The organism is Arsenophonus sp. PmNCSU2021_1, from assembly GCF_036919435.1.
Taxonomy (GTDB): Bacteria; Pseudomonadota; Gammaproteobacteria; order Enterobacterales; family Enterobacteriaceae; genus Arsenophonus; species Arsenophonus nilaparvatae.
The window spans coordinates 370,620-390,915 of the sequence record NZ_JAZHPL010000011.1 but is presented as its reverse complement, the minus strand read 5'-3'; the positions used below and the strand labels follow the sequence as shown (position 1 = coordinate 390,915).

The 20,296-nt window shown below is 46.8% G+C and carries 28 protein-coding genes and 1 pseudogene; 24 read left to right on the top strand and 5 right to left on the bottom strand.

Annotation, left to right across the window (positions count from 1 at the left end; genetic code table 11):
• Positions 1-46 precede the first annotated feature (46 nt).
• A complete protein-coding gene (locus V3224_RS30420) occupies positions 47-265 on the top strand; it encodes a DUF551 domain-containing protein (RefSeq protein WP_442891109.1) in 219 nt (72 codons plus the stop codon).
• Positions 266-308: 43 nt separating this feature from the next.
• On the opposite strand, the gene V3224_RS27850 is transcribed toward V3224_RS30420, so the two are convergent.
• Positions 309-857 (bottom strand): hypothetical protein, encoded by a 549-nt coding sequence (locus V3224_RS27850; protein WP_334473679.1) that lies wholly within the window; start codon positions 855-857, stop codon positions 309-311.
• A 26-nt stretch (positions 858-883) separates the two neighbouring features.
• Here V3224_RS27850 and V3224_RS27845 point away from each other — a divergent pair, with 26 nt between their 5' ends.
• Positions 884-1,228 (top strand): HNH endonuclease, encoded by a 345-nt coding sequence (locus tag V3224_RS27845; protein WP_334473678.1) that lies wholly within the window; start codon positions 884-886, stop codon positions 1,226-1,228.
• A 10-nt stretch (positions 1,229-1,238) separates the two neighbouring features.
• On the opposite strand, the gene V3224_RS27840 is transcribed toward V3224_RS27845, so the two are convergent.
• Positions 1,239-1,526, bottom strand: a complete 288-nt coding sequence (locus V3224_RS27840; protein ID WP_442891128.1) for a helix-turn-helix domain-containing transcriptional regulator — start codon at positions 1,524-1,526, stop codon at positions 1,239-1,241.
• Positions 1,527-1,556: 30 nt separating this feature from the next.
• Entirely contained in the window at positions 1,557-1,883 is a 327-nt protein-coding gene (locus V3224_RS27835; RefSeq protein ID WP_334473674.1) for a type II toxin-antitoxin system RelE/ParE family toxin, read from the bottom strand.
• 187 nt (positions 1,884-2,070) lie between these two features.
• On the opposite strand from V3224_RS27835, the pseudogene V3224_RS27830 reads away from it, so the two are divergent.
• Positions 2,071-2,217: pseudogene (locus tag V3224_RS27830) on the top strand (phage terminase small subunit P27 family); the annotation flags it as partial.
• A 28-nt stretch (positions 2,218-2,245) separates the two neighbouring features.
• Here V3224_RS27830 and V3224_RS27825 read toward each other — a convergent pair.
• A complete protein-coding gene (locus V3224_RS27825) occupies positions 2,246-3,118 on the bottom strand; it encodes an IS982 family transposase (RefSeq protein ID WP_334467716.1) in 873 nt (290 codons plus the stop codon).
• A gap of 72 nt (positions 3,119-3,190) precedes the next feature.
• Here V3224_RS27825 and V3224_RS27820 point away from each other — a divergent pair, with 72 nt between their 5' ends.
• The 18 genes from V3224_RS27820 to V3224_RS27735 all read left to right on the top strand — a co-directional run bounded on the left by V3224_RS27820 (position 3,191) and on the right by V3224_RS27735 (position 17,793).
• The gene (locus V3224_RS27820) at positions 3,191-3,571 is read left to right on the top strand and encodes a phage terminase small subunit P27 family (protein ID WP_334470719.1); all 381 of its coding nucleotides are present in this window, start codon (positions 3,191-3,193) and stop codon (positions 3,569-3,571) included.
• Positions 3,571-5,328 carry a terminase large subunit gene (locus V3224_RS27815; protein WP_334470720.1) on the top strand — a complete coding sequence of 586 codons (1,758 nt, stop codon included), beginning with the start codon at positions 3,571-3,573 and terminating at the stop codon, positions 5,326-5,328. Before V3224_RS27820 ends, V3224_RS27815 begins: the two co-directional genes overlap by 1 nt.
• A gap of 147 nt (positions 5,329-5,475) precedes the next feature.
• Positions 5,476-6,714, top strand: coding sequence for a phage portal protein (locus V3224_RS27810; protein WP_334473673.1), 1,239 nt, complete (start codon positions 5,476-5,478; stop codon positions 6,712-6,714).
• Positions 6,707-7,306: an HK97 family phage prohead protease gene (locus V3224_RS27805; protein WP_334473671.1), complete on the top strand. Its 600-nt coding sequence runs from the start codon at positions 6,707-6,709 to the stop codon at positions 7,304-7,306. Before V3224_RS27810 ends, V3224_RS27805 begins: the two co-directional genes overlap by 8 nt.
• A gap of 10 nt (positions 7,307-7,316) precedes the next feature.
• Entirely contained in the window at positions 7,317-8,537 is a 1,221-nt protein-coding gene (locus V3224_RS27800) for a phage major capsid protein (RefSeq protein ID WP_334473669.1), read from the top strand.
• Between the two features lie 82 nt (positions 8,538-8,619).
• Entirely contained in the window at positions 8,620-8,943 is a 324-nt protein-coding gene (locus V3224_RS27795; RefSeq protein WP_334473668.1) for a head-tail connector protein, read from the top strand.
• The gene (locus tag V3224_RS27790; RefSeq protein ID WP_334472416.1) at positions 8,940-9,347 is read left to right on the top strand and encodes a phage head closure protein; all 408 of its coding nucleotides are present in this window, start codon (positions 8,940-8,942) and stop codon (positions 9,345-9,347) included. The genes V3224_RS27795 and V3224_RS27790 overlap by 4 nt, the downstream gene beginning before the upstream one ends.
• On the top strand, positions 9,328-9,873 hold the full coding sequence (locus V3224_RS27785; protein ID WP_334473667.1) for a hypothetical protein: 546 nt from the start codon (positions 9,328-9,330) through the stop codon (positions 9,871-9,873). The genes V3224_RS27790 and V3224_RS27785 overlap by 20 nt, the downstream gene beginning before the upstream one ends.
• The gene (locus V3224_RS27780) at positions 9,873-10,409 is read left to right on the top strand and encodes a phage tail terminator protein (protein ID WP_334473665.1); all 537 of its coding nucleotides are present in this window, start codon (positions 9,873-9,875) and stop codon (positions 10,407-10,409) included. The genes V3224_RS27785 and V3224_RS27780 overlap by 1 nt, the downstream gene beginning before the upstream one ends.
• Positions 10,406-10,678: a DUF2635 domain-containing protein gene (locus V3224_RS27775; RefSeq protein WP_334473663.1), complete on the top strand. Its 273-nt coding sequence runs from the start codon at positions 10,406-10,408 to the stop codon at positions 10,676-10,678. Before V3224_RS27780 ends, V3224_RS27775 begins: the two co-directional genes overlap by 4 nt.
• Positions 10,675-12,174 carry a phage tail sheath subtilisin-like domain-containing protein gene (locus V3224_RS27770; protein ID WP_334473662.1) on the top strand — a complete coding sequence of 500 codons (1,500 nt, stop codon included), beginning with the start codon at positions 10,675-10,677 and terminating at the stop codon, positions 12,172-12,174. Before V3224_RS27775 ends, V3224_RS27770 begins: the two co-directional genes overlap by 4 nt.
• Positions 12,174-12,539, top strand: a complete 366-nt coding sequence (locus tag V3224_RS27765; RefSeq protein ID WP_334473660.1) for a phage tail tube protein — start codon at positions 12,174-12,176, stop codon at positions 12,537-12,539. Before V3224_RS27770 ends, V3224_RS27765 begins: the two co-directional genes overlap by 1 nt.
• The gene (locus V3224_RS27760; protein ID WP_334473658.1) at positions 12,536-12,859 is read left to right on the top strand and encodes a phage tail assembly protein; all 324 of its coding nucleotides are present in this window, start codon (positions 12,536-12,538) and stop codon (positions 12,857-12,859) included. The genes V3224_RS27765 and V3224_RS27760 overlap by 4 nt, the downstream gene beginning before the upstream one ends.
• An 84-nt stretch (positions 12,860-12,943) precedes the next feature.
• Complete coding sequence (locus V3224_RS27755; RefSeq protein ID WP_334473656.1) at positions 12,944-14,827, top strand: phage tail tape measure protein; 1,884 nt, start codon at positions 12,944-12,946, stop codon at positions 14,825-14,827.
• Positions 14,828-14,848: 21 nt separating this feature from the next.
• Entirely contained in the window at positions 14,849-15,100 is a 252-nt protein-coding gene (locus V3224_RS27750) for a hypothetical protein (protein ID WP_334473655.1), read from the top strand.
• 5 nt (positions 15,101-15,105) lie between these two features.
• Positions 15,106-15,360 (top strand): hypothetical protein, encoded by a 255-nt coding sequence (locus tag V3224_RS27745; protein WP_334473653.1) that lies wholly within the window; start codon positions 15,106-15,108, stop codon positions 15,358-15,360.
• 52 nt (positions 15,361-15,412) lie between these two features.
• Positions 15,413-16,735, top strand: a complete 1,323-nt coding sequence (locus V3224_RS27740) for a DNA circularization protein (RefSeq protein ID WP_334473652.1) — start codon at positions 15,413-15,415, stop codon at positions 16,733-16,735.
• Positions 16,732-17,793 (top strand): phage baseplate assembly protein, encoded by a 1,062-nt coding sequence (locus V3224_RS27735; protein ID WP_334473651.1) that lies wholly within the window; start codon positions 16,732-16,734, stop codon positions 17,791-17,793. Before V3224_RS27740 ends, V3224_RS27735 begins: the two co-directional genes overlap by 4 nt.
• Here the strand turns inward: V3224_RS27735 and V3224_RS27730 are convergent.
• Positions 17,790-18,203, bottom strand: a complete 414-nt coding sequence (locus tag V3224_RS27730) for a hypothetical protein (protein WP_334473650.1) — start codon at positions 18,201-18,203, stop codon at positions 17,790-17,792. The two genes, V3224_RS27735 and V3224_RS27730, sit on opposite strands and share 4 nt — an antisense overlap.
• Before the next feature lie 47 nt (positions 18,204-18,250).
• Between V3224_RS27730 and V3224_RS27725 the strand changes: the two genes are divergently transcribed.
• The 3 genes from V3224_RS27725 to V3224_RS27715 are packed head-to-tail and all read left to right on the top strand — an operon-like array spanning position 18,251 to position 20,293.
• Positions 18,251-18,817, top strand: coding sequence for a phage baseplate assembly protein V (locus tag V3224_RS27725; RefSeq protein ID WP_334473648.1), 567 nt, complete (start codon positions 18,251-18,253; stop codon positions 18,815-18,817).
• Positions 18,818-18,822: 5 nt separating this feature from the next.
• A complete protein-coding gene (locus V3224_RS27720; RefSeq protein WP_334473646.1) occupies positions 18,823-19,233 on the top strand; it encodes a phage GP46 family protein in 411 nt (136 codons plus the stop codon).
• On the top strand, positions 19,223-20,293 hold the full coding sequence (locus tag V3224_RS27715; RefSeq protein ID WP_334473644.1) for a baseplate J/gp47 family protein: 1,071 nt from the start codon (positions 19,223-19,225) through the stop codon (positions 20,291-20,293). Before V3224_RS27720 ends, V3224_RS27715 begins: the two co-directional genes overlap by 11 nt.
• Positions 20,294-20,296 lie beyond the last annotated feature (3 nt).

The following is a 20,296-nucleotide window of genomic DNA, read 5'->3' as shown; positions in this document are numbered from 1 at the left end:
ATGTGCGGCAAGTCGTCTTGTCTCATCAACACGAAGCGAAGAATAAATGAACTGGATTGATTGTTGTATACGTATGCCAGAGATAAACAATAAAGTACTTATTTATCGAAAGGATAGAAAAGAATATCTGGTGGGTGTTTATCTTGGTAATTCTCAGTTTCACTATGCAGATTGTTGCCAGGGTATTCAGAAAACTTGCAGAGCTAGCCATTGGATGCCGTTACCTGAGCCGCCGAAAACGAAAAGTAAGACAAGCGCCCCCTAGACGCTTCGATCCTTAACAATCTGAACATTCCCGTTCACTATATTTAGACAGTAAAGCCTCGCATTGGATCACAAGAAGACCTGTGCATTGCAAAAACGGAGCGGCAAGAATGACAACAACATTGAGAAAAATATCTTTCTTTTTCGCTATCACAAAAATGATTTTCGTGCGGCTGAAGTATCGATATTACTTTGCGTGTAAAACAATTTGGACAAAGATGCACTGTTGTCTCGGTGCCATTCATGGTTTCCTTCTTAGAATATACAAACGTACCCGATTCAAGTTGATTCAAAATATAACCTTCAGCCTCGCGCGCAAAGTTTTCGAACTCGGCAATTTTTGCTTTGAGATGCGCTATTTGTTCTTTCTGCGATTGAATTACCTCACCGAGACCGAAACAGTCAGATTGAAGATTAAATAGTTTTCTCTCTAGTTCAAAAATGCTTGCTTTAACGTCAGCATCAGTTTTAGCTTCACTTATGGTTTTCGCGAGACTAATAGTTTCTTTAAGTGCGACCATAGCCGCTGATAATTCAGTTATCACTTTGATTACTCTTTTTTTGTTGGGAAATAACAGACGCCACCACAGCATGAACCATCAACAACGGATGATAGAATATGCCCAGCCGAATTCCTAGACCTTGCCGTAAACACGGCTGCCCTAATACCACGACAGCACAATATGGCTACTGTGAGCAGCACAAAAACGAAGGCTGGGTTCAGCATCAACGCGGTAGAACGCGGCAACAACAAGGTTATGGTCGACAGTGGGAAATTCTTAGAGCCAGAATCCTGAAACGCGATAAGTACCTTTGCCAAACGTGCCTACGACAAGGGATTGCTACTGAAGCTAAAGCCGTTGACCACATTAAGGCAAAAGCCTTCGGCGGCACAGATGACGAAGCCAATCTACAAGCAATTTGTCAGGCTTGCCACCGAGCTAAAACAGCAAAAGAACATTAAATTATATAATTCATTGAGTTGCAGTAGAGGCCGTATGTATAGGTTGAATCGCTAAACGTAGTCCCATAGCACGCAGAATTGCAGTCAAACTGCGTACTTCAGGATTACCTGATTCTGATAAAGTGCGATACAGTTGGTTTGGATTTAATTCTGCTGATTTGGCTACTTTCCTAACACCACCTAATGCTTCCGCCATTTGACGGAGAGCAATTAAGAGTTCTCCCTGTTCTCCATCTTCCAAAATGCTATTTAATAGCTCGATAGCATAGTTAGGATCGTTGCGGAAAACTTCTGCCATAGCTATGTCGTGCGCTCTGTCTCTCATTTATTAATCTCCTGTCCGTTGTTGCCAGTCATGCCAGTAGGAACATGCTCGGTCTATATCTGCGTTTTGTTTGCGTTTATCACCTCCGCAGAGCAGTAAAACGACAGTTAGGTTAATTTTAGTGTAATAAACACGATAGCCTGGGCCTACGTCTATACGTAGTTCCCACACGCCCTCACGGACAGGTTTATGGTCACCGAAATTTCCTAGTTCTATGCGCATAATACGTCGGTCAATAGCGATCTTGGCTTTTGTGTCGCTAATTTGATCTCGCCACTCGCTAAAGTGATCCCGTCCGTTTTTATCAAGGTAGTGCCTTATATGATGCATAGTTAACACTATCGTTTATAAACGATAATTTGTCAACAAGCACATCATTATATCAATGGTAGGGGGAGGTAAAATCACTATATAAACAACAGGTTAGGAGCGGACGGCCTCCTTTTCTTACATCCCCGCAGGTTAGAAAACCTTTTTATCGGTACCCCCACCGCGTGATTAATAGGAGTTTTCAATTATGTCTGGGCCACCTAAAACCCCGACCCATCTACGTTTGGTTAGGGGGAACCCATCAAAACGCCCAATTAATAAAAGCGAGCCACAACCCACAAAAGGGGTTCCCCCAACACCAAAACATTTCAACAAGCAGGAAAAATACTGGTTTAACCTGAGTTCGGGATAAGCATTATCAATTATACTTGAAGATACGTACCTGCAACAGGTATCTTTGGTTTAGATGGCATTAAACAATATGCAACCAGTCCGCCTAATAAATTCACTACAAAGTTAGCCGGAGAGCGATGTCGCGTATGCTCTATTTGACAAAGATTTTTTAACTCATCAAATACCGTTTCAATGACAGAACGATGACGCAAGATGGCTTTGTCGAAACAAGTCTGTTTAATAGGCTTCATTTTCTTCTTGATATTCGTTATAAGGCTAATTCCCATCGTTTTGAGTTGCTGTTTCAGTGAAGCCGATAAATACCCTTTATCTGCGTACAAACAACCAGAAAGATCCTTTGTCAGCTCAGGCAATGGTTTCCGATCATCGGTGTTTCCTGGTGTGAGTCGAAAACTGAGTATTTCCCCCAAATGATTGATAATTACATGAAGCTTGAAACCAAAGAACCAACCTGTTGAATTTTTTCCCCGTTCAGCTATCCCATTGAAGACTTTATGTCTGCGGATCCGTAAGTTATCACACACCGCTATCGGAGTAGAATCGGCAACCGATAGCCCCGTGCATTTTCCCTTAATTGACTCAAACAGTGCCGTTAACGCTAAGGCACTACGCGGAAGTAACTCTACACAGCGTGAATAGGATGGCAAGTTAGGAAATTCCTTCCGGAGATATAAGCGGACATAATAGAGATAAAATACCTTGAATTGCCTGAATCGGAGTTGATGAAACAACACAACCAGTGTCATCATTTCCGCCAACGAAAGCTGAGTAGACCGTCTACGACGCTTAGTACCGTTAGTCAGCAAATATTCATGCATTTTTGGCTCGAAGTCTTTGCAAAAATCATCCATCAGGCAATAAAGTTCAGTAAGATTTTCCATAATTGTTTAACAATGCTCTACTCTTTAACCAGACTGTTAGAGTATTTTAACAAAACAGGCTCATTCAACTATTTGAATATCAAGACTTTCTCTTTATTTCTTATCCCGAACTCAGGTTGGTTTAAGGTTTTGAGCGAGCGTCTCGATAGTATCGGAGTGCTCACCGTGCTTGATGCTATGGCGCTTGAATTGTTGGTTGGTGCTTATATCGAGTGGAGACGTCACCGTGACGTTATCGAGCAGGAGGGGGAGTCTTACAAAACCACCTCGGCTGATGGCAGCGTGATGATCCGTCCTCATCCGCAAGTTGCCATGATGGCTGATGCGTGGAAGCGTATTTGCAGGATGCAAGCCGAATTCGGCATGACGCCAGCGAGTCGCTCAAAAGTCAATGTTAACGAAGCAGAGACCATAGATCCGTTCGCGGCCTTGTTAAGCAAAAGGGAGGACTGATGGCAACGGTTGCCGAAGGTATCCGCTATGCCGAGCGCGTGGTGTCTGGCGAGATACTAGCGTGTCAATATGTCCGTCTGGCCTGTCTACGCTTTCTGGATGACCTTAAAAACGGCGAAGAGCGCGGCATTTATTTCAGCCAGCCTCGCGCCCAGCATGTACTTAATTTCTATAAAGTTATCCCCCACGTCAAAGGTAATCTTGCTGGTCAGTCGATTGATCTGATGGATTGGCACACCTTTATTCTGATCAATATTTTTGGTTTCGTTATTCCATTGATTGACGAGAAAACCGGTGAAATGGTTCTTAAGTCTGACGGCAGCGGCAAGCCTGTGATGGTACGGCGTTTTCGTACTGCCTACAACGAAGTGGCGCGAAAGAACGCCAAGTCCACGCTTTCATCGGGGATTGCCCTGTACATGACGGGGGCGGACGGCGAAGGGGGTGCAGAAGTCTATTCCGCAGCGACCACGCGAGATCAGGCTCGCATTGTATTTGATGATGCCAAGAGCATGATTAAAAAGGCTCCATTAACACTTGGACGTTTTTTTGAATTTAACAAGCTGGCTATCTATCAGGAACATTCTACCTCTCGTTTTCAACCGCTATCCTCAGATGCTCACAGCCTGGATGGTTTAAATATTCACTGTGGCATAGTGGATGAACTTCACGCTCACAAAACCCGTGATGTGTGGGATGTACTGGAAACAGCAACCGGGGCTCGTCTGCAATCGCTAATTTTTGGTATCACCACGGCGGGATTTAACAAGGAAGGCATTTGCTACGAACTTCGAGACTACGCCATTAAGGTATTGCGCGGTGTTGATAGCAAGGTTGAAGGGGCAATCAAAGATGATACCTTTTTTGCCATCATCTATACGCTCGATGAAAACGACGATCCCTTTGATGAAAGCGTCTGGTTAAAAGCGAATCCCGGATTGGGTATCTGTAAACGCTGGGATGATTTACGCCGCTTGGCAAAAAAAGCACAAGAGCAGGTTTCCGCCCGTGTGAACTTTTTTACCAAGCATATGAATATGTGGGTGACGGCGGAATCAGCATGGATGGACATGATCAAGTGGGAAAAATGCAAATATATCGCGCCACAGTATGAATTAAACACCTATCCACTGTGGGTAGGCGTTGATCTATCAAACAAAATTGACATTTGTGCGGCAGTTAAAGTCTGGCGGACGAATGAGGGTCATGTTCCTCTCGATGGTAAATTCTGGCTCCCAGAGGGACGGCTAGCGCGCTGCTCACGCCAAATGGCAGAAATGTACCGCAAGTGGGCGGCGCTGGACATGCTTACTTTGACGGAGGGGGATGTTATCGACCATGCGCAAATCAAGGAAGCGCTACAGGCTTGGGTGTCAGGCGAAAGTTTGAAAGAAATTGCTGTCGATCCGTGGAGTGCGACCCAATTCAGTTTATCGCTTGCTGAAGCGGGTTTGCCGCTGGTTGAGGTGCCGCAAACGGTAAAAAACTTATCCGAAGCCATGAAAGAGGTGGAGGCGCTGGTTTATAGCGAACGTCTGCATCATACACAAAATCCGTTAATGAACTGGATGATGTCGAATATCACGGTGAAAATCGATAAAAACGACAATATTTTCCCCAATAAATCAACACCTGAAGCAAAAATTGATGGCCCTGTGGCCTTATTTACCGCGATGAGTCGCGTATTAGTTAATGGTGGCAACAAAACTGATTTTCTCTCAACACTGGATCCTATCGAAGATCTCCTAATGCTATGAAACATTTAATCATTGATATTATCGGGCTGGTCGGTTTTGGCTTGCTCTCCGCTGGAGTGTACCTGCAATTTGGTCTGCCCTGTTCACTGATGTTTTCCGGTACTCTCGTGCTGGCATGGGCGCTATTAGCCGCCATGAGGAGGAGACATGCTACTTGATGCCATTTTCCGCCATGAACCACTGGAAAACCCCAAAACGGGCATGAGTACAGAGATGGCAGAGACAGACGGACTATTCCGATCAGGCACCTACGTTAATCCTGAAACCGCGCTGAAACTGGCTGCCGTCTATTCCTGTATCACCGTGCTAGCGTCAAACATTGCCCAAATGCCGCTTCATGTGATGAGAAAAACGGATAAAGGCGTCGATATTGCCCGCGATCATCCGGCTTTCTATCTGGTTCATGATGAGCCAAATACGTGGCAAACGAGTTACAAGTGGCGTGAATTAACTCAACGGCATATTTTGGGCTGGGGCAATGGTTTTACGCGAGTAATACGCTCTCGTCGGGGCGAAGTGCTATCACTGGAAGCCTGTATGCCGTGGGAAACCACACTGATGAATACGGGAGGACGCTATACCTACGGCGTTTACAACGAACAAGGCCATTTTGCAGTATCGATGGACGATATGATCCACATTCAAGCACTGGGCAATAACCAGAAAATGGGGTTAAGTCCGATTTTGCAACATGCTGATACGATTGGCATCGGCATGAGTGGACAACACTATACGGCTAGTTTCTTTGCAGGTAATGGACGACCTAGCGGCATCGTTTCAGTCAAAGGAGAAATTAAAGACGACGGCTGGTTACGATTAAAAGCGCTATGGACTAATGCTATGTTGGCATTACGGCGCGAAGAGAATAAAACGCTACTTTTGCCAGCGGATTTAGATTACAAGGCGCTGACCGTTTCGCCAGTCGATGCACAAATTATTGACATGATGAAACTCAATCGTTCAATGATTGCCGGTATTTTTAATTTGCCGTCACATATGATTAACGATTTGGAGAAAGCCACCTACAGCAATATCACTGCGCAAGCCATTCACTTTGTACGCTATAGCATCATGCCCTGGGTGGCCAACTGGGAGCAGGAGCTTAACCGGCGTCTATTTACTCGCGCTGAGCGACGTGCAGGCTTTTACGTGCGTTTTAATCTGGCTGGTTTGATGCGCGGAACCCCCCAAGAACGTGCTCAATTCTATCATTACGCCATTATTGATGGTTGGATGAGTCGCAATGAAGCACGGGCCTTTGAGGACATGAATCCGGTAGATGGGCTAGATGAGATGCTGGTCAGCGTCAATGCCGCCAACCCAATCCCTTTAACGACCGATGAAGAGACAAAAGAAAAAATCAAAGAGGAAATTGCCGATGTTTGACAGGGAAACGCGCTGTTACAGCGGAGAAATCAGGGCGGAACAGCAGGATGCCCAGCCATCACGAATTATTGGCTATGGCTCTGTTTTTAATAGTCGCTCAGAGCCATTATGGGGATTTAGAGAGATTATCAAGCCCAACGCATTTGATGGTGTGCTCAATGATGATGTCAGAGCGTTATTTAATCATGATGCTAATTTTATTTTGGGTCGTACGGTAGCCGGAACACTGGCGTTATCGGTGGATGAACGCGGTTTGCAGTACGACATCTGTGCACCCGATACCCAGACAATCCGCGATTTGGTGCTGGAGCCAATGCGAAGAGGCGATATTGACCAATCATCCTTTGGATTTCGCGTTGCTCACGATGGTGAGCATTGGTATGAGGACGACGAAGGCATGGTAATACGTGAAATCCATCGGTTTTCCCGGCTTTTCGATGTCAGTCCCGTCACTTATCCGGCCTATCAGGATACGGACTCGGCTGTCCGATCACTAAAAGCCTGGCAGCAAGCAAAAGAAACCGGTGTGCTTCAACACGCCATCAACCAAAGAATGGCGCGCGAGCGTCTATTGACTTTATTAAATGTTTAAAGGATACAAGATGAAACTCCACGAGTTGCAACAAAAACGCCAGACTGTAGCGACCGAGATGCGGGCGCTCAATGAAAAAATTGGCGATAACGCCTGGACGGATGAACAACGTACTGAGTGGAATAAGGCCAAAACGTCGTTACAAAGGCTCGATGAACAGATTGCCCGTGAAGAGGAATTGCGCCAACTGGATCAGGCGGTTGTCGATGAACAAGCGACAGAACAGCGCAAAAGTTTGGACAAAAGCAACCCAGAATATGAAGGTGAACGGCGCACAGCGGCATTCGACAAATTCTTGCGTTGCGGGCTGGGTGAGATGAGTTCAGAAGAACGTCAAGCATTGCGAGAGCTTCGCGCACAGGGTACAACACCCGACGACAAGGGCGGCTATACCGTTCCTAAAGTGATGTTAAACAAAATCGTCGATTCAATGAAAGCGTATGGTGGGATCGCCAGTGTCGCGCAAATTCTCATGACCTCTGACGGCCAGCCGATTACCTGGAGTACATCAGATGGCACGGCCGAAGAGGGGGAACTGCTTGCAGAAAATACAGCGGTCAGCGAAGGGGATGTTACCTTTGGCACGGCAAGCCTGGGCGCAAAAAAGTTATCATCAAAAATGATTAAAGTTTCCAATGAATTATTGCAAGACAGTGGCGTTGATATTGAAGGCTACTTGGCTGCGCGTATTGCCCAACGGCTGGGACGCGGCGAAGCAAAATATTTAGTGCAAGGTAGCGGTTCGGGTACCCCGCTGGAACCCAAAGGACTCGAAGCTTCGGTGACTGGGACAACGAATACCGCAGCAGTAGACAAGTTCACGTGGCAAGAAATATTGGCATTAAAACACAGCATTGATCCGGCTTATCGCAATGGCGGCACCTTCCGTTTGGTGTTTAACGATAATACGTTAAAAATGCTCAGTGGAATGGAAGATGCCCAGAAGCGTCCCCTATGGCTACCTGAAATTGTCGGTGTCGCGCCAGCGACTGTGCTCAATATCCCTTATGTGATTGATCCTGCTATTGCTGATATCGGTAAAGGGAAAAAGTTCATTTACTGCGGGGATTTTAACCGCTTTATCGTCCGGCGCGTTAGCACGATGACGTTAAAACGTCTGGTTGAACGCTATGCCGAGTATGACCAGACCGCCTTTGTCGCTTTCCATCGATTTGATTGTGTGCTGGAAGATACAGCCGCTATCAAGGCGCTGGTTGGCAAGTCCACTTAATCCCTGGACGACTTAAAAAACCAAGATGACCGCCATTCGCGGTTTTTTTATGCCCGTCATTCGGCGGGCATAGGAGCTACTTATGTTGCTAAAACTGGAAGAAATTAAGGCACAATGCCGAGTGGAACCCGATATGACGGATGCAGATGCTTTGCTTGAATTTTATGGCAGCGCTGTACAAGCCAGAACCGAAACGTATTTGAATCGAAAATTGTACGCACCCAAAGCCGCAATCCCTGCTGATGACCCTACCGGCATGCATCTCACGGATGATATCAAACTCGCCATGTTGTTACTGGTCTCGTATTACACCGAAAATCGCTCGACAGTATCGGAGGTACAAAAAATCGAGTTGCCGATGAGTTTTAAATGGAATGTGCAGCCTTATCGGATTATCCCGCTATGAAACTACGACATGTAGAAACCAGTGCCACGTATAGGTATCCCGATCCAGGGGAACTCAATACGCGGATTACGGTTCGTCGTCATCGGAATACGCCTGATGACAAGGTGGGATTTGATGATAGCTATCCTGACGGCTTTAAGGCATGGGCAAAGGTCATGCAGGTTGGCGCAACAATCTATCAAAACTCTGCGCAACTTAATGATTTAATCACCCATTTTATTACGCTTCGTTATCGCCACGACCGTCATATTAAGCGTGATTATCAAGTGATTATTCAAGATAAGGTGTTCCAGGTTAAGCGAGTCCGTGATTTGAATTATGCCCACCGTTTTTGGCTGCTGGAATGTAAAGAATTAGGGCATGAACCGCCAAGGAGGCTGACGCATGGACATTTTACATATTGATTTTGAACAACCCAAAGAACTGGTTTTTAATCGTGCGCGGTTGAGAAAAGGCTTCGCAAAAATCGGTCAGGCGCATGCTCATGTTGCCAGACGGTTAGCCAGACGCATACGCGGGCGTTCTTCCAGAGCAGGCGAAACGCCAGCAAGTCAAACGGGAGCGCTAGCACGTTCCATTGCATATAACGTCCCGAGATCCTCGAAAAAACGTCCAGGGCTGATGGTCAAGATTGCGCCTAGCTGGAAAGGAGAAAAGCGTAAAAACCTATGGGGAAGAGGAGGAGTACCCATACAGGGCACTTATTATCCCGCTATCCTTCATTATGGTGTCAAGCAGGCTTCCTATGGCATGTCAAAAAAGGATCGTCGACACAAACGCCACCATGCAATGAATGGAGGTTGGCGTATTGAGCCGCGTGAAAACTATATGGTTGAAGCTCTGGAAAAACTGAAAGGTTGGACACAGCACACACTCAGCGACGAACTTCGACAATCACTTCGGCCTCAACCCCGAAAAAGGAAGAAATAATGAAACTCAGCCCGGTTATTATCGCGCTGCGTACTTATTGCCCTCGCTTTGAACAACGGATAGGCGGCGCTGCTGAATATGGCGCGGCTCTCGAATGTACTCACCTAGAATTACCGTCGGCGTATGTAGTCCCTGTTGGATCTACTGTTGGCGAACAACGTTCGCAAACCGATTATTGGCAAGTGTTAACTGACCAGTTTTCTGTGATTGTCATTATTAATAACAGCGATAAACGCGGTCAATACGCCTCCTGTGATTTGATTGATGAAATACGCAGTGAAATCTGGCGCGCACTCCTGGGTTGGATACCCGATCCGGCCTACGGTGCGATTGAATATGCAGACGATGAATATCTTGATATGAACCAGGATGAATTGATCTGGCAATTTAATTTTAAAGTAGAAACAGAAATCAACGCCGAAGACACACGGCAATACGCGGATCTCAATAATTTACCCGATTTACATACCGTTGCTATTGATGTGAACGAACAGTCAGGCAACGTAAAATCGCACCTGGAGATAAATATAAAATGATGGGTACTCAACCAGAGATTGTTTTTATTAAGCCTAAGCACGGGCGAAAAGTGCCTATTCCACAATATATGCACGATACCCAAGAATATTTCGGTAAATATTTACCCGAAGAAGGATTGTATGTTCAAAAAACGCTTTTTTGGATCAGAAGAAAACAGGACGATGATATTGAAGAAGTGAGTCAATCTGATAGTCCCCCAATTGTGCAAGAGATGACTAATACCGCAAAAAACCAAGATAAAAAAGCGAAAGAGGAGACGCAGGAATGACCATTAGCTTTAATACCGTGAACGCCAATCTGCGTGTACCTGGTTTTTCTCCAGAAATGGATAACAGTGCTGCCAATACGATGCAAGCCAGTGGGCCGGCGCTGCTTATTGGCCATGCATTACCCCATTCACAAATAACCTTAAATTCACCCATTATCATGCCCTCGGCAGAAAAGATGCAACAATTAGCCGGTCGGGGCAGCCAGTTACACCGCATGGTGCAAGCGTATCGCCGGATTGATGCTGTCGGTGAACTGTTTGTCATTGCCGTACCTGAAACGACGGGCACCGCAGCAAAAGGTGAGATTGTGATAAGTGGCACTGCAACCGATTCCGGTGTCGTCACACTCTATATTGGCAATCAGCGTATTTTAGCGGCCATTAAGAAATCGGATACGGCGAATACGGTTGCCGCCGCCCTTGGCAAGGCCATTAACGATAACGGGGACTTACCCGTCACCGCGACGATGGATGCTGACAAAATCAGCTTGACGGCAAAACATAAAGGGTTAACGGGCAACGATATTCCCTTGATGCTGAACTATTATTCGCCGACAGGTGGTGAGCATACTCCGCATGGTCTTAATATTACCATTACTGCCATGAGTGGTGGCGCTGGCTCACCCGATATGGATAGCGTTATCAGCGCAATGGGTGACTTGTTATTTGATTTTATTGGTTTGCCTTTCGCTGATTCTGCTTCACTGCAAAAGATGGGTGCGGCGATGAACAACGATAATGGGCGTTGGAGTCCCTATCAGCAGTTGTACGGACATGTTTATACCGCCAAAAAAGGGACAGTCAGCGAACTGGTCTCTTTTGGTGCCCCCATTAATGATCCGCATCTCACCATCGCTGGATACGAACCCGCAATCCAAACCGTGCTTGATGAACTGGTTGCGGCACGACTGGCACGGTGCGCGATATTTTTGCGAAATGATCCGGCCAGACCCACCCACACAGGTGAGTTAAACGGGGTATTACCCGCACCGTCTGGCAAGCGCTTCACCTTGACAGAGCAGCAATCACTGCTTTCACACGGTATCGCCACCGCCAATGTCGAAGGTGGCGTATTACGCATTCAGCGCGATGTAACGACGTATCAGAAAAACAGTTACGGGGTGGCTGATAACAGCTACCTGGACAGTGAAACACTCTATACCAGTGCCTATGTTTTGCGGCGATTAAAATCCGTCATAACCAGCAAATACGGGCGGCAAAAACTGGCTAGTGATGGTACACGATTCGGCGCAGGGCAAGCGATTGCTACGCCAGCGGTGATTAAAGGCGAACTCTGTGCGGTTTATCGCCAACTGGAAAATGAAGGGATTGTCGAAAATTTCGATGCTTTTCGTAAAAAGCTGATTGTCGAGAGTAACAAGGATGACCCTAACCGGATTGATGTCGTCTTTCCTGCGGATTATATCAACCAACTGCGGGTATTTGCGTTAGTGAATCAATTTCGTCTGCAATATAACAATGGTGAGGTGATGTAATGACGGGTACAAGAAAAATAGGCGGCGTCTTGTATGTTAAAGTAGATGGTAATCAATTATCACTGAACGGTACGCTTGAATTACCTATCAATACCGTCATTCGAGAGGACATTGTCGGCGCTGATGGCAGTGTACATTACAAAGAAACGCACAAGGCACCGTATATTAAGGCTGAATTCAAAGTAGAACGCAGTTTTCCCATACAAAAATTAACCTCTGCTGATGAAATGACGATTACCGCCGAATTAGCTAACGGCATGGTGTACGTATTGTCTGGCGCATGGTTGTCAGGTGAATCTACCTATAACCCACTTGAAGGAACAGTCGAGATGGAATTTCACGGAGATGAAGGATTTTATCAATGAAATCAATTACACTCAGTAAGCCAATTAAGGTACAGAACAAAGAAATATCGGTATTGGATATTCAGGAACCGACGTTTGATCAGGTAGAAAAATTTGGTATTCCGTTTAGTTATTCGGAGCGAGGCGATACACGCCTGGATACGCGCTCAGCGCTCGCTTATCTTCCTGAGCTTGCTAATATCCCACGCTCTTCAGCGCAACAGTTATCGTTACATGATGTATTTGTCGCCTCAATGACCATCGTGAGTTTTTTTACCGGTGCCCAGAACTTGGTAGTCTCAGACGACGATTTTACAACGTTGCCTGGTTCTGGCGACTGAATCCCCTTGAATTACGCCAGCATCCGCTAAGCCAGTTCTTTGATCTGGAAGCGGAGGCGGTTCGCATCAACGAGGAGCGACAGGGTGGCTAATAGTTTTGAGTTAAAAGCAATCATCACTGCCGTCGATAAACTCTCTGCCCCGTTAAAGGGGATGCGGCGTGAAATGAAGTCCTTCAAGAAGGAGTTTAGCGCAGGACTGGCAGGGGCTGCTGCATTAGGGGCTGGCGTTGTTACCGCAATGGCTGGCCCTATCAAGCAAGCGATAGACTTTGAATCAACGATGGCCGATGTCCGCAAGGTGGTTGATTTTGATACGCCTGCGCAGTTTAAACAGATGTCGGAAGATATTCTTAAGCTGTCGGCAGCATTGCCGATGGCCGCAGATGGCATTGGTCAGATTGTGGCCGCAGGCGGTCAGGCCGGGATAGCGAAAGAAGAATTAATGTCCTTCGCTCAATCCGCTGTGAAAATGGGTATCGCCTTTGACCAGACGGCTGAGCAATCTGGGCAAATGATGGCACAGTGGCGGACGGCATTTCGGTTGACGCAAAATGATGTCGTCTCGCTGGCCGATAAAATCAACACCCTTGGCAATAACGGGCCAGCCAATGCTGCAAAAATCTCTGACATTGTGACCCGCATTGGCCCACTGGGTGAAGTGGGCGGTCTCGCCTCCGGTGAGATAGCGGCCCTTGGCGCGACCATTGCCGGAATGGGTGTTGAGTCAGACGTGGCGGCAACCGGCATCAAGAACTTTATGCTGGCGTTAACCAAAGGGAAATCAGCGACAAAATCACAAAAAGTAGCGCTACACACCTTAAAAATCAGCCCGAAAAAACTGGCCGCACAGATGCAGAAAGATGCGAAAGGCGCCATGTTGATGGTGCTGAAAGCCCTTGAAAAATTGCCTAAAAAAGATCAGATGGCATTATTAAATGATTTGTTTGGCTCTGAATCCCTTGGAGCCATTGCGCCACTACTCACCAACCTTAAATTACTGGAAGTTAACCTGGATCGCGTCGCCGATAAACAAAAGTACGGCGGCTCAATGCAGAAGGAATACGCTAGCCGTGCAGCAACCACGGCAAATGCTATCCAACTGTTTAAAAATCAGATGCATGTGGCCAGCGTGAGTATTGGTAGTATTTTTCTGCCTTCAATTGTTGAAGCGACAGAGAAAATCCAGCCGTTGATTGAACAATTTCGCACCTGGGTAAAAGCTAATCCAGAACTGATTAAATCCTTCGCCAAGTGGGGTGTTTATCTACTGGGCAGCGCAACAGCAGTCGGTGTTGTCACCCGTGCTTTCAGGATTTTTAACAGTGTGATGAAAATGTCGAGGCTAGGTAAACTGGTCACGTTAATGGTAATAGCCGGTGGACTTATTGTCGACAACTGGGAAACGATCGGCCCGATTATTAAAGCGGTCTGGCAAGATATTGATGGCGTTATTCAGGCAATGGGCGGTTGGGAAACCGTGCTCGCAGGCATTCTAATTTTTGTGACGACGAAATGGTCGGTCGATATGGTGAAATCGATTCGGAATGTCACCCGTGAGATGAAAACATTGGCTAAAAACAGTCCCTCTGGCATCAAGGGCGTACTGGGAAAACCCGGGCTGATTGGGGGGATATCAATGGGCGTCGAACCGCTTGTCGACAAGGGTCTTAATGCGGTATTTGGGGGTAATGAATGGTTTCAAAACCTCCGGACAGCGCGGGATTGGAGCGAATTTGGTCGTTCAATTATTGGCAACAGTCATTTACTTAAAGATGACAAGGGTAACTGGCAATTTACGGAAGATCCCAAAAAGACCCTGGATTCATTTAGCAAAACTGAGCCCCGAGACGGTGAAGTCAGGCTTATCTTTGAAAATACCCCACAGAGTATGCGTGTCGCCCCAGTTGGTAATGCCCTACCCTGGCTGAGTTACGATGTCGGTTATAACCGATTTTCCAAACAGTGAGTAAAATAAAGGAGAAGTCATATGAGTTTTTTAACAATAGACGTTGATAATTACGATAATGGAAACGCCTACGAGCCAACGAAAACGATAGGGATTAATTTTGAGGCTATAGGAGAAATAAGAAAATTGGAAGGTGTATCTCTTCCTGAGATATTAATTCTTTCCGAAAGGAAATCTTTTAAAAATACAAAAGAACGTGATAATTATTTCGAGTATATAGCTAGTAAATTAGAGGCGATTGATTTATCACCAAAAGAAAATAATAAGGAGTGACAATCATGAAATTTGTAAGAATAAAATATCGTGAAGATGATGAAAACCAAGATGTGATAGTTAACTTATCAAAAATCCCTCGTATTGATAGGACTTTTCCCAATAAGCTCAATCCTAATCTTACTTATGACATTTTATTTGCTGCGCCAGGGGGCGGATTTTATCGATTAAAATTTAATAACAAAGCAGATGCCGATAATTATTTTAATTATGTGATGGAAAAACTTCGTACTGTTGATCTGAAAAATAAGCCCTGGTAATACAATAACATTTGTTGATTAAAATCACATTTATTTAAATATAGAGGGTTAGATGACGAGCTGGAAAGATAACTTGCGTCCAGCGTCTTTTCGCGGCGTACCGTTCCAGGTAGAAGACGACGAGGGGACGTTCGGACGGCGTGTACAGGTTCACGAATACCCGAATCGAGATAAGCCGTATACAGAAGATTTAGGGCGTGCCACACGGCGTTTTAACATTGGTGCTTATCTGGTCGGTGATGATTTTTTCGAGGCCAGAGATCGGCTTATTGCGGCTATCGACACGCCAGGGCCTGGAACGTTGGTGCATCCCTATTACGGTGAAATCGCGGTCTGTATCGATGGTGAAGTGAGAGTGAGCCATAGCGGACGCGAAGGCCGCATGTGCCGCGTCAGTTTTAGCGTGGTCGAAGCCGGTGAATTATCTTTCCCTATTGCGGGTATCGCCACGAGTCACACACTGATTTCTTCCAGTTCCACGCTCAATGATCGAATTGGGGCTGTTTTTGCTGATTTAGGGTTAAAAGGATTGGCAGATTTTAGCCAGAATGGTGTGTTAAATCAGGCTAAATCCATGATAAGCCATGTTACCAAAGCTTTTGATACTATCGATAGCGGCATTACCGCAGCATCAAGACTGCTACACGGTGATATTTCTGTGCTGCTTAAATCTGGCTCATCGGGTAAAGGGTTTGTGGAAGCCATACAGCGGATGTGGCGATCTGGCAGGCGTACTATTCAGGATGCAGCAACACTGGCACAGCAAATCAAGACGCTATCCGGTGTAACTCTGGGGCATGATTTAGCGCCGCGTGGAGTATGGAAAAGCGACAGGCCAAGTATACAGTCTGAACGTAGGCGCAGTAATCGTATTGCAGCTTTGTTGCGTGCCACGGCCATCCACGAGGCGACGTGGCGATTAACCCAACTCCCCCCACCACGTACCGCCATGTTACCGATTAATCAACGTGAGAAACGTCAGATACACGTCAATATTTCCCATCCCGCATTACACGCGGTTTCTCATGCGGCAGGCAGCCACACAGAAGGACTCGCGGCGGTCACGTGGGATGCATTGGTCACGGTGCGAGAAACCCTGAATCAGGCTATCGAGCACGAACAGGCATTAACGCTTGATGATGCGCTGTTCCTTGCCTTGCAACAGGTGAAAACCGATGCCAACCGGGATATTGCAACACGACTGGCACAAGTTGAAAAAACGGTTACTCGAACACCCGAAACGGTGCTACCCGCACTGGTGTTGGCGGCCAACTGGTATGATAATGCCGCACGAGAAACCGATATCACCAGCCGAAATGCCGTTAATCATCCTGGCTTTATACCGGTTAAACCCTTGAGAGTACCTGCAAGATGAGCGATCACGTGACATTGCGCGTCAACGGGCGCGAATGGGGCGGCTGGACACGTGTTCAGATTTCAGCAGGCATAGAGCGACTCTCACGCGATTTCAATGTCGAAATCACCCGCCAATGGCCTGGTGGATCAGGAAGCGTACCGTTACAACCCAGAATTAAAAAAGGTGAACTTGTCGAAGTCCTCATCGGTCAGGATAAAGTCCTCACCGGCTGGATTGAAGCCACACCGATACGTTATGACGCTAAAAGTATCCAGGTTGGTATCAGTGGTCGTAGTAAGACAGCAGATTTAATCGACTGTGCTGCGAATACGACGCTTTTTACGGGCAAAACCTTACATCAAATCGCGTCAGAACTGGCAAAACCGTTTAGCATTAAGGTCATTAGCCAAAAGGCCCCAAAAACGCCGCTACAGGCTTTTCAGGCCGATTACGGCGAAACAGTACACGAAGTATTAAACAAGGCGCTAGGAAGCCAACAGGCGCTCGCCTGGGATGATGAAGAGGGCAATCTGTTAATTGGTACAGTCGGCAATGATCGTGCGACAACGGCGCTTGTCTGGGGAGAAAATATTCTCACCTGTGATACGGAACAGAGTATCCGTGAACGCTTTTCGGAATATCAGGTTGCGGGTCAACGATCGGGTGATGATGACGATTTCGGGGAAGCCACGCTGACAGCACTCCGCGCCAGAGCCAGGGATAGCCAGATAACGCGCTATCGTCCGCAACATATCCAGCAATCCGGCAATGCAACTGGAGCCAGTTGTCGCGCTCGGAGTCAATTTGAAGCGCAGCAACGGGCAGCCAGAACCGAGGAAACCACTTATACGGTGCAAGGTTGGCGGCAAGGTGACGGCAGTCTGTGGAAACCTAACCAGCGGGTTATTGTTTTTGATCCCGTGCTCGGCTTTAACAATCGGGAACTGGTCATTAGCGAAGTTGTTTATACGCAGGATGAGAGTGGTACGTTATGTGAATTACGTGTTGCACCGGAAGCTGCTTATATTCCACCACTTGAGAAATTGAAAGCACTAGAGGAAGAAACTGATATTTAAAGAAACTTCATCGCAGCAATGGTCAAGCCAAACAATGTAACCATCAACCCACCCAGTTTAAAAAGTAAATCTTTGCTTATTATGCTGATATCTTTACGTACATCTAGTATTTGTAATTCAACCTTTTCAAAGCGATGTTCCATGTCCTTACGGACATCAGCTATTTCAGCAGATAAATCCTTGCGGACATCGGCTATTTCAGCAGATAAATCCTTACGGACATCGGCTATTTCTTTTCTAACATCAGATATATCACGCTTAACTTCTGCAATATCCGCTTTAGTTGCCACATCAGCAACCTCATGGGATTTGCGTACGACAAGCGAGATAGCCTTGGCTTGCTGACTGGTAAGTCCAGCGGTTTGAAGCTCTTCTGATGCTTGTAGTGTATCAAATGCAACTTGGCCCATTCCACAATCTCCTGTTTTTCTTAGTTTAACCTATTAATGAGTGAATTATGCAAAATATTTTTTCTACTTTGCAGCGCGGCCTTGCGCGTCTATGGTCGCGGGGGGTAGTGCAACGACTCGACAGTGGTAAAGCTTGCCAGAGCGTGGACGTGGCATTACTGGCAGGCGAAACGAAAGCCGGTATGGAGTACCTGGAGCCTTACGGTTTCACCTCGACGGCCCATGCCGGTGCAGAAGGTATAGCGCTATTCCTCGCGGGGGATCGCTCTCACGGCATTGTGATTAACGTTGCTGACCGACGTTCTCGATTAAAAAGCCTCAAAAGTGGTGAGGTGGCAATCTATACCGATGAGGGCGATAGCATCGTGCTCAAGCGTGGACGGTTGATAGAAGCCACCACAGAAACCTTTGTTATCAATGCAAAAAATAAGGTGGTACTCAACACTCAACAAGTAGAAACGCCTGGAAAGATCACGGCGGCACAATCCATCGTTTCACAGGCAGAAGTACAGGACAAAACCGGCTCATTGAGCACCATGCGAGCGCAGTACAATACCCACGATCACAAAGGTGATAGCGGTGGCATAACAGGCAAGCCCAATCAACAGATGTAAATAATATGCTGATGAATAAAAAAGTGAATACAGTGTTACCCGATCAGGAACGGCTCAGGCGGGCAGTGATGATATCGCTTTTCACCTGGCGACGCGCTGAACCGGATGATGACACAGATACGCCGTTTGGGTGGTGGGGCGATACGTGGCCGACCGTACAAAATGACCGGATTGGCTCTCGATTGCACTTGTTAAAACGTAGCACTTTAACTAACCAGACAGTGCAAAAGGCGAAAGAATATATCGCTCAGGCGCTCACATGGATGACAGACGACGGTATCGCGCTTCGGGTTGATATTGAGGTAGTACGCTCAGGCATCGATAAATTAACTGCAACCGTTATCCTTACCCTACCTGACCATAACACAAAAACAATGAACATCAATAACTTGTGGAGCATAATCCATGCAAAGTAGCGGCTTTTCGCGCCCGACACTGCCACAACTGATAGACACGATTCGCGGTGATTTGCTCACGCGATTTAATGAAGATAGCGTGTTGCGCCGTCTCGATGCCGAAGTCTACGCAAGAGTACAGGCCGCCGCTATTCATACTCTATACGGCTATATCGATTATTTAGCGCGCAATATCTTGCCGGATTTAGCCGATGAAGACTGGTTGACACGACACGGTAATATCAAGCGCTGTCCACGAAAAGGGGCAACCAAAGCCAGCGGATTTGTTCGCTGGGAGGGTGTACAAAATGCCATATCGGTGGCCTCTGACACTGAAATACACCGTGATGATGGTCAAATATACACCACCACGGCCTCAATAACCTCAGCAAAGGGTGTACTTCGCGTGCCCGTCGTTGCAAAAAGCAGCGGTCAGGCTGGCAATTGTGAAGACGGCATCGCGCTACGACTTGCTACGCCTATTTCTGGTTTATCTTCGACCGGTTATGCCGATAACATCAGGACAGGAACCGATATTGAAGACCTGGATAGCTGGCGACAACGTATAATGGCGCGCTGGTACGATACGCCACAAGGCGGTGCGGATAGTGATTATGTTCGCTGGGCTAAAGAAGTCCTGGGCATAAGTCGCGCATGGACACATCGACATAAAAACGGTATCGGCACGGTTGGGGTGATGGTGGCGAGTGATGATGTAGACCATCCTGCCCCCACACAGGAAATCTTAACCAAAGTCAGAGAGCATATATTACCCCTTGCCCCTGTTGCCGGTAGTGGTTTAACGGTCTTTCCGGTTACGGCAAAAACTGTTCCCATTTCGATAGCCTTATCAACGGATACGCCAGAAATACGGGCAGCGGTTATCGCAGAAATCAAAGCCTTCTTACAGCGAGAAGGCGAACCTGGCAGCAAGCTTTTTCTTTCAAGATTCGCTGAAGCCATCAGTCTTGCAGCAGGTGAGGTCGCCCATCGTCTTATTGCGCCAACGGGAGATATTGAATTAGCCCAGACGGAAGTGCCGGTATTGGGTGAAGTAACGTGGGCAAAATATAAGGAATGAGCA

What these genes read in the sequence shown, in the direction of transcription:
- V3224_RS30420 (WP_442891109.1), top strand. Translation starts at nt 47, where the DNA reads ATGAACTGGATTGATTGTTGTATACGTATGCCAGAGATAAACAATAAA.
- V3224_RS27850 (WP_334473679.1), bottom strand. Translation starts at nt 857, where the DNA reads ATGCTGTGGTGGCGTCTGTTATTTCCCAACAAAAAAAGAGTAATCAAA.
- V3224_RS27845 (WP_334473678.1), top strand. Translation starts at nt 884, where the DNA reads ATGCCCAGCCGAATTCCTAGACCTTGCCGTAAACACGGCTGCCCTAAT.
- V3224_RS27840 (WP_442891128.1), bottom strand. Translation starts at nt 1,526, where the DNA reads ATGGCAGAAGTTTTCCGCAACGATCCTAACTATGCTATCGAGCTATTA.
- V3224_RS27835 (WP_334473674.1), bottom strand. Translation starts at nt 1,883, where the DNA reads ATGCATCATATAAGGCACTACCTTGATAAAAACGGACGGGATCACTTT.
- V3224_RS27825 (WP_334467716.1), bottom strand. Translation starts at nt 3,118, where the DNA reads ATGGAAAATCTTACTGAACTTTATTGCCTGATGGATGATTTTTGCAAA.
- V3224_RS27815 (WP_334470720.1), top strand. Translation starts at nt 3,571, where the DNA reads ATGGCAACGGTTGCCGAAGGTATCCGCTATGCCGAGCGCGTGGTGTCT.
- V3224_RS27810 (WP_334473673.1), top strand. Translation starts at nt 5,476, where the DNA reads ATGCTACTTGATGCCATTTTCCGCCATGAACCACTGGAAAACCCCAAA.
- V3224_RS27805 (WP_334473671.1), top strand. Translation starts at nt 6,707, where the DNA reads ATGTTTGACAGGGAAACGCGCTGTTACAGCGGAGAAATCAGGGCGGAA.
- V3224_RS27800 (WP_334473669.1), top strand. Translation starts at nt 7,317, where the DNA reads ATGAAACTCCACGAGTTGCAACAAAAACGCCAGACTGTAGCGACCGAG.
- V3224_RS27795 (WP_334473668.1), top strand. Translation starts at nt 8,620, where the DNA reads ATGTTGCTAAAACTGGAAGAAATTAAGGCACAATGCCGAGTGGAACCC.
- V3224_RS27790 (WP_334472416.1), top strand. Translation starts at nt 8,940, where the DNA reads ATGAAACTACGACATGTAGAAACCAGTGCCACGTATAGGTATCCCGAT.
- V3224_RS27785 (WP_334473667.1), top strand. Translation starts at nt 9,328, where the DNA reads ATGGACATTTTACATATTGATTTTGAACAACCCAAAGAACTGGTTTTT.
- V3224_RS27780 (WP_334473665.1), top strand. Translation starts at nt 9,873, where the DNA reads ATGAAACTCAGCCCGGTTATTATCGCGCTGCGTACTTATTGCCCTCGC.
- V3224_RS27775 (WP_334473663.1), top strand. Translation starts at nt 10,406, where the DNA reads ATGATGGGTACTCAACCAGAGATTGTTTTTATTAAGCCTAAGCACGGG.
- V3224_RS27770 (WP_334473662.1), top strand. Translation starts at nt 10,675, where the DNA reads ATGACCATTAGCTTTAATACCGTGAACGCCAATCTGCGTGTACCTGGT.
- V3224_RS27765 (WP_334473660.1), top strand. Translation starts at nt 12,174, where the DNA reads ATGACGGGTACAAGAAAAATAGGCGGCGTCTTGTATGTTAAAGTAGAT.
- V3224_RS27760 (WP_334473658.1), top strand. Translation starts at nt 12,536, where the DNA reads ATGAAATCAATTACACTCAGTAAGCCAATTAAGGTACAGAACAAAGAA.
- V3224_RS27750 (WP_334473655.1), top strand. Translation starts at nt 14,849, where the DNA reads ATGAGTTTTTTAACAATAGACGTTGATAATTACGATAATGGAAACGCC.
- V3224_RS27745 (WP_334473653.1), top strand. Translation starts at nt 15,106, where the DNA reads ATGAAATTTGTAAGAATAAAATATCGTGAAGATGATGAAAACCAAGAT.
- V3224_RS27740 (WP_334473652.1), top strand. Translation starts at nt 15,413, where the DNA reads ATGACGAGCTGGAAAGATAACTTGCGTCCAGCGTCTTTTCGCGGCGTA.
- V3224_RS27735 (WP_334473651.1), top strand. Translation starts at nt 16,732, where the DNA reads ATGAGCGATCACGTGACATTGCGCGTCAACGGGCGCGAATGGGGCGGC.
- V3224_RS27730 (WP_334473650.1), bottom strand. Translation starts at nt 18,203, where the DNA reads ATGGGCCAAGTTGCATTTGATACACTACAAGCATCAGAAGAGCTTCAA.
- V3224_RS27725 (WP_334473648.1), top strand. Translation starts at nt 18,251, where the DNA reads ATGCAAAATATTTTTTCTACTTTGCAGCGCGGCCTTGCGCGTCTATGG.
- V3224_RS27720 (WP_334473646.1), top strand. Translation starts at nt 18,823, where the DNA reads ATGCTGATGAATAAAAAAGTGAATACAGTGTTACCCGATCAGGAACGG.
- V3224_RS27715 (WP_334473644.1), top strand. Translation starts at nt 19,223, where the DNA reads ATGCAAAGTAGCGGCTTTTCGCGCCCGACACTGCCACAACTGATAGAC.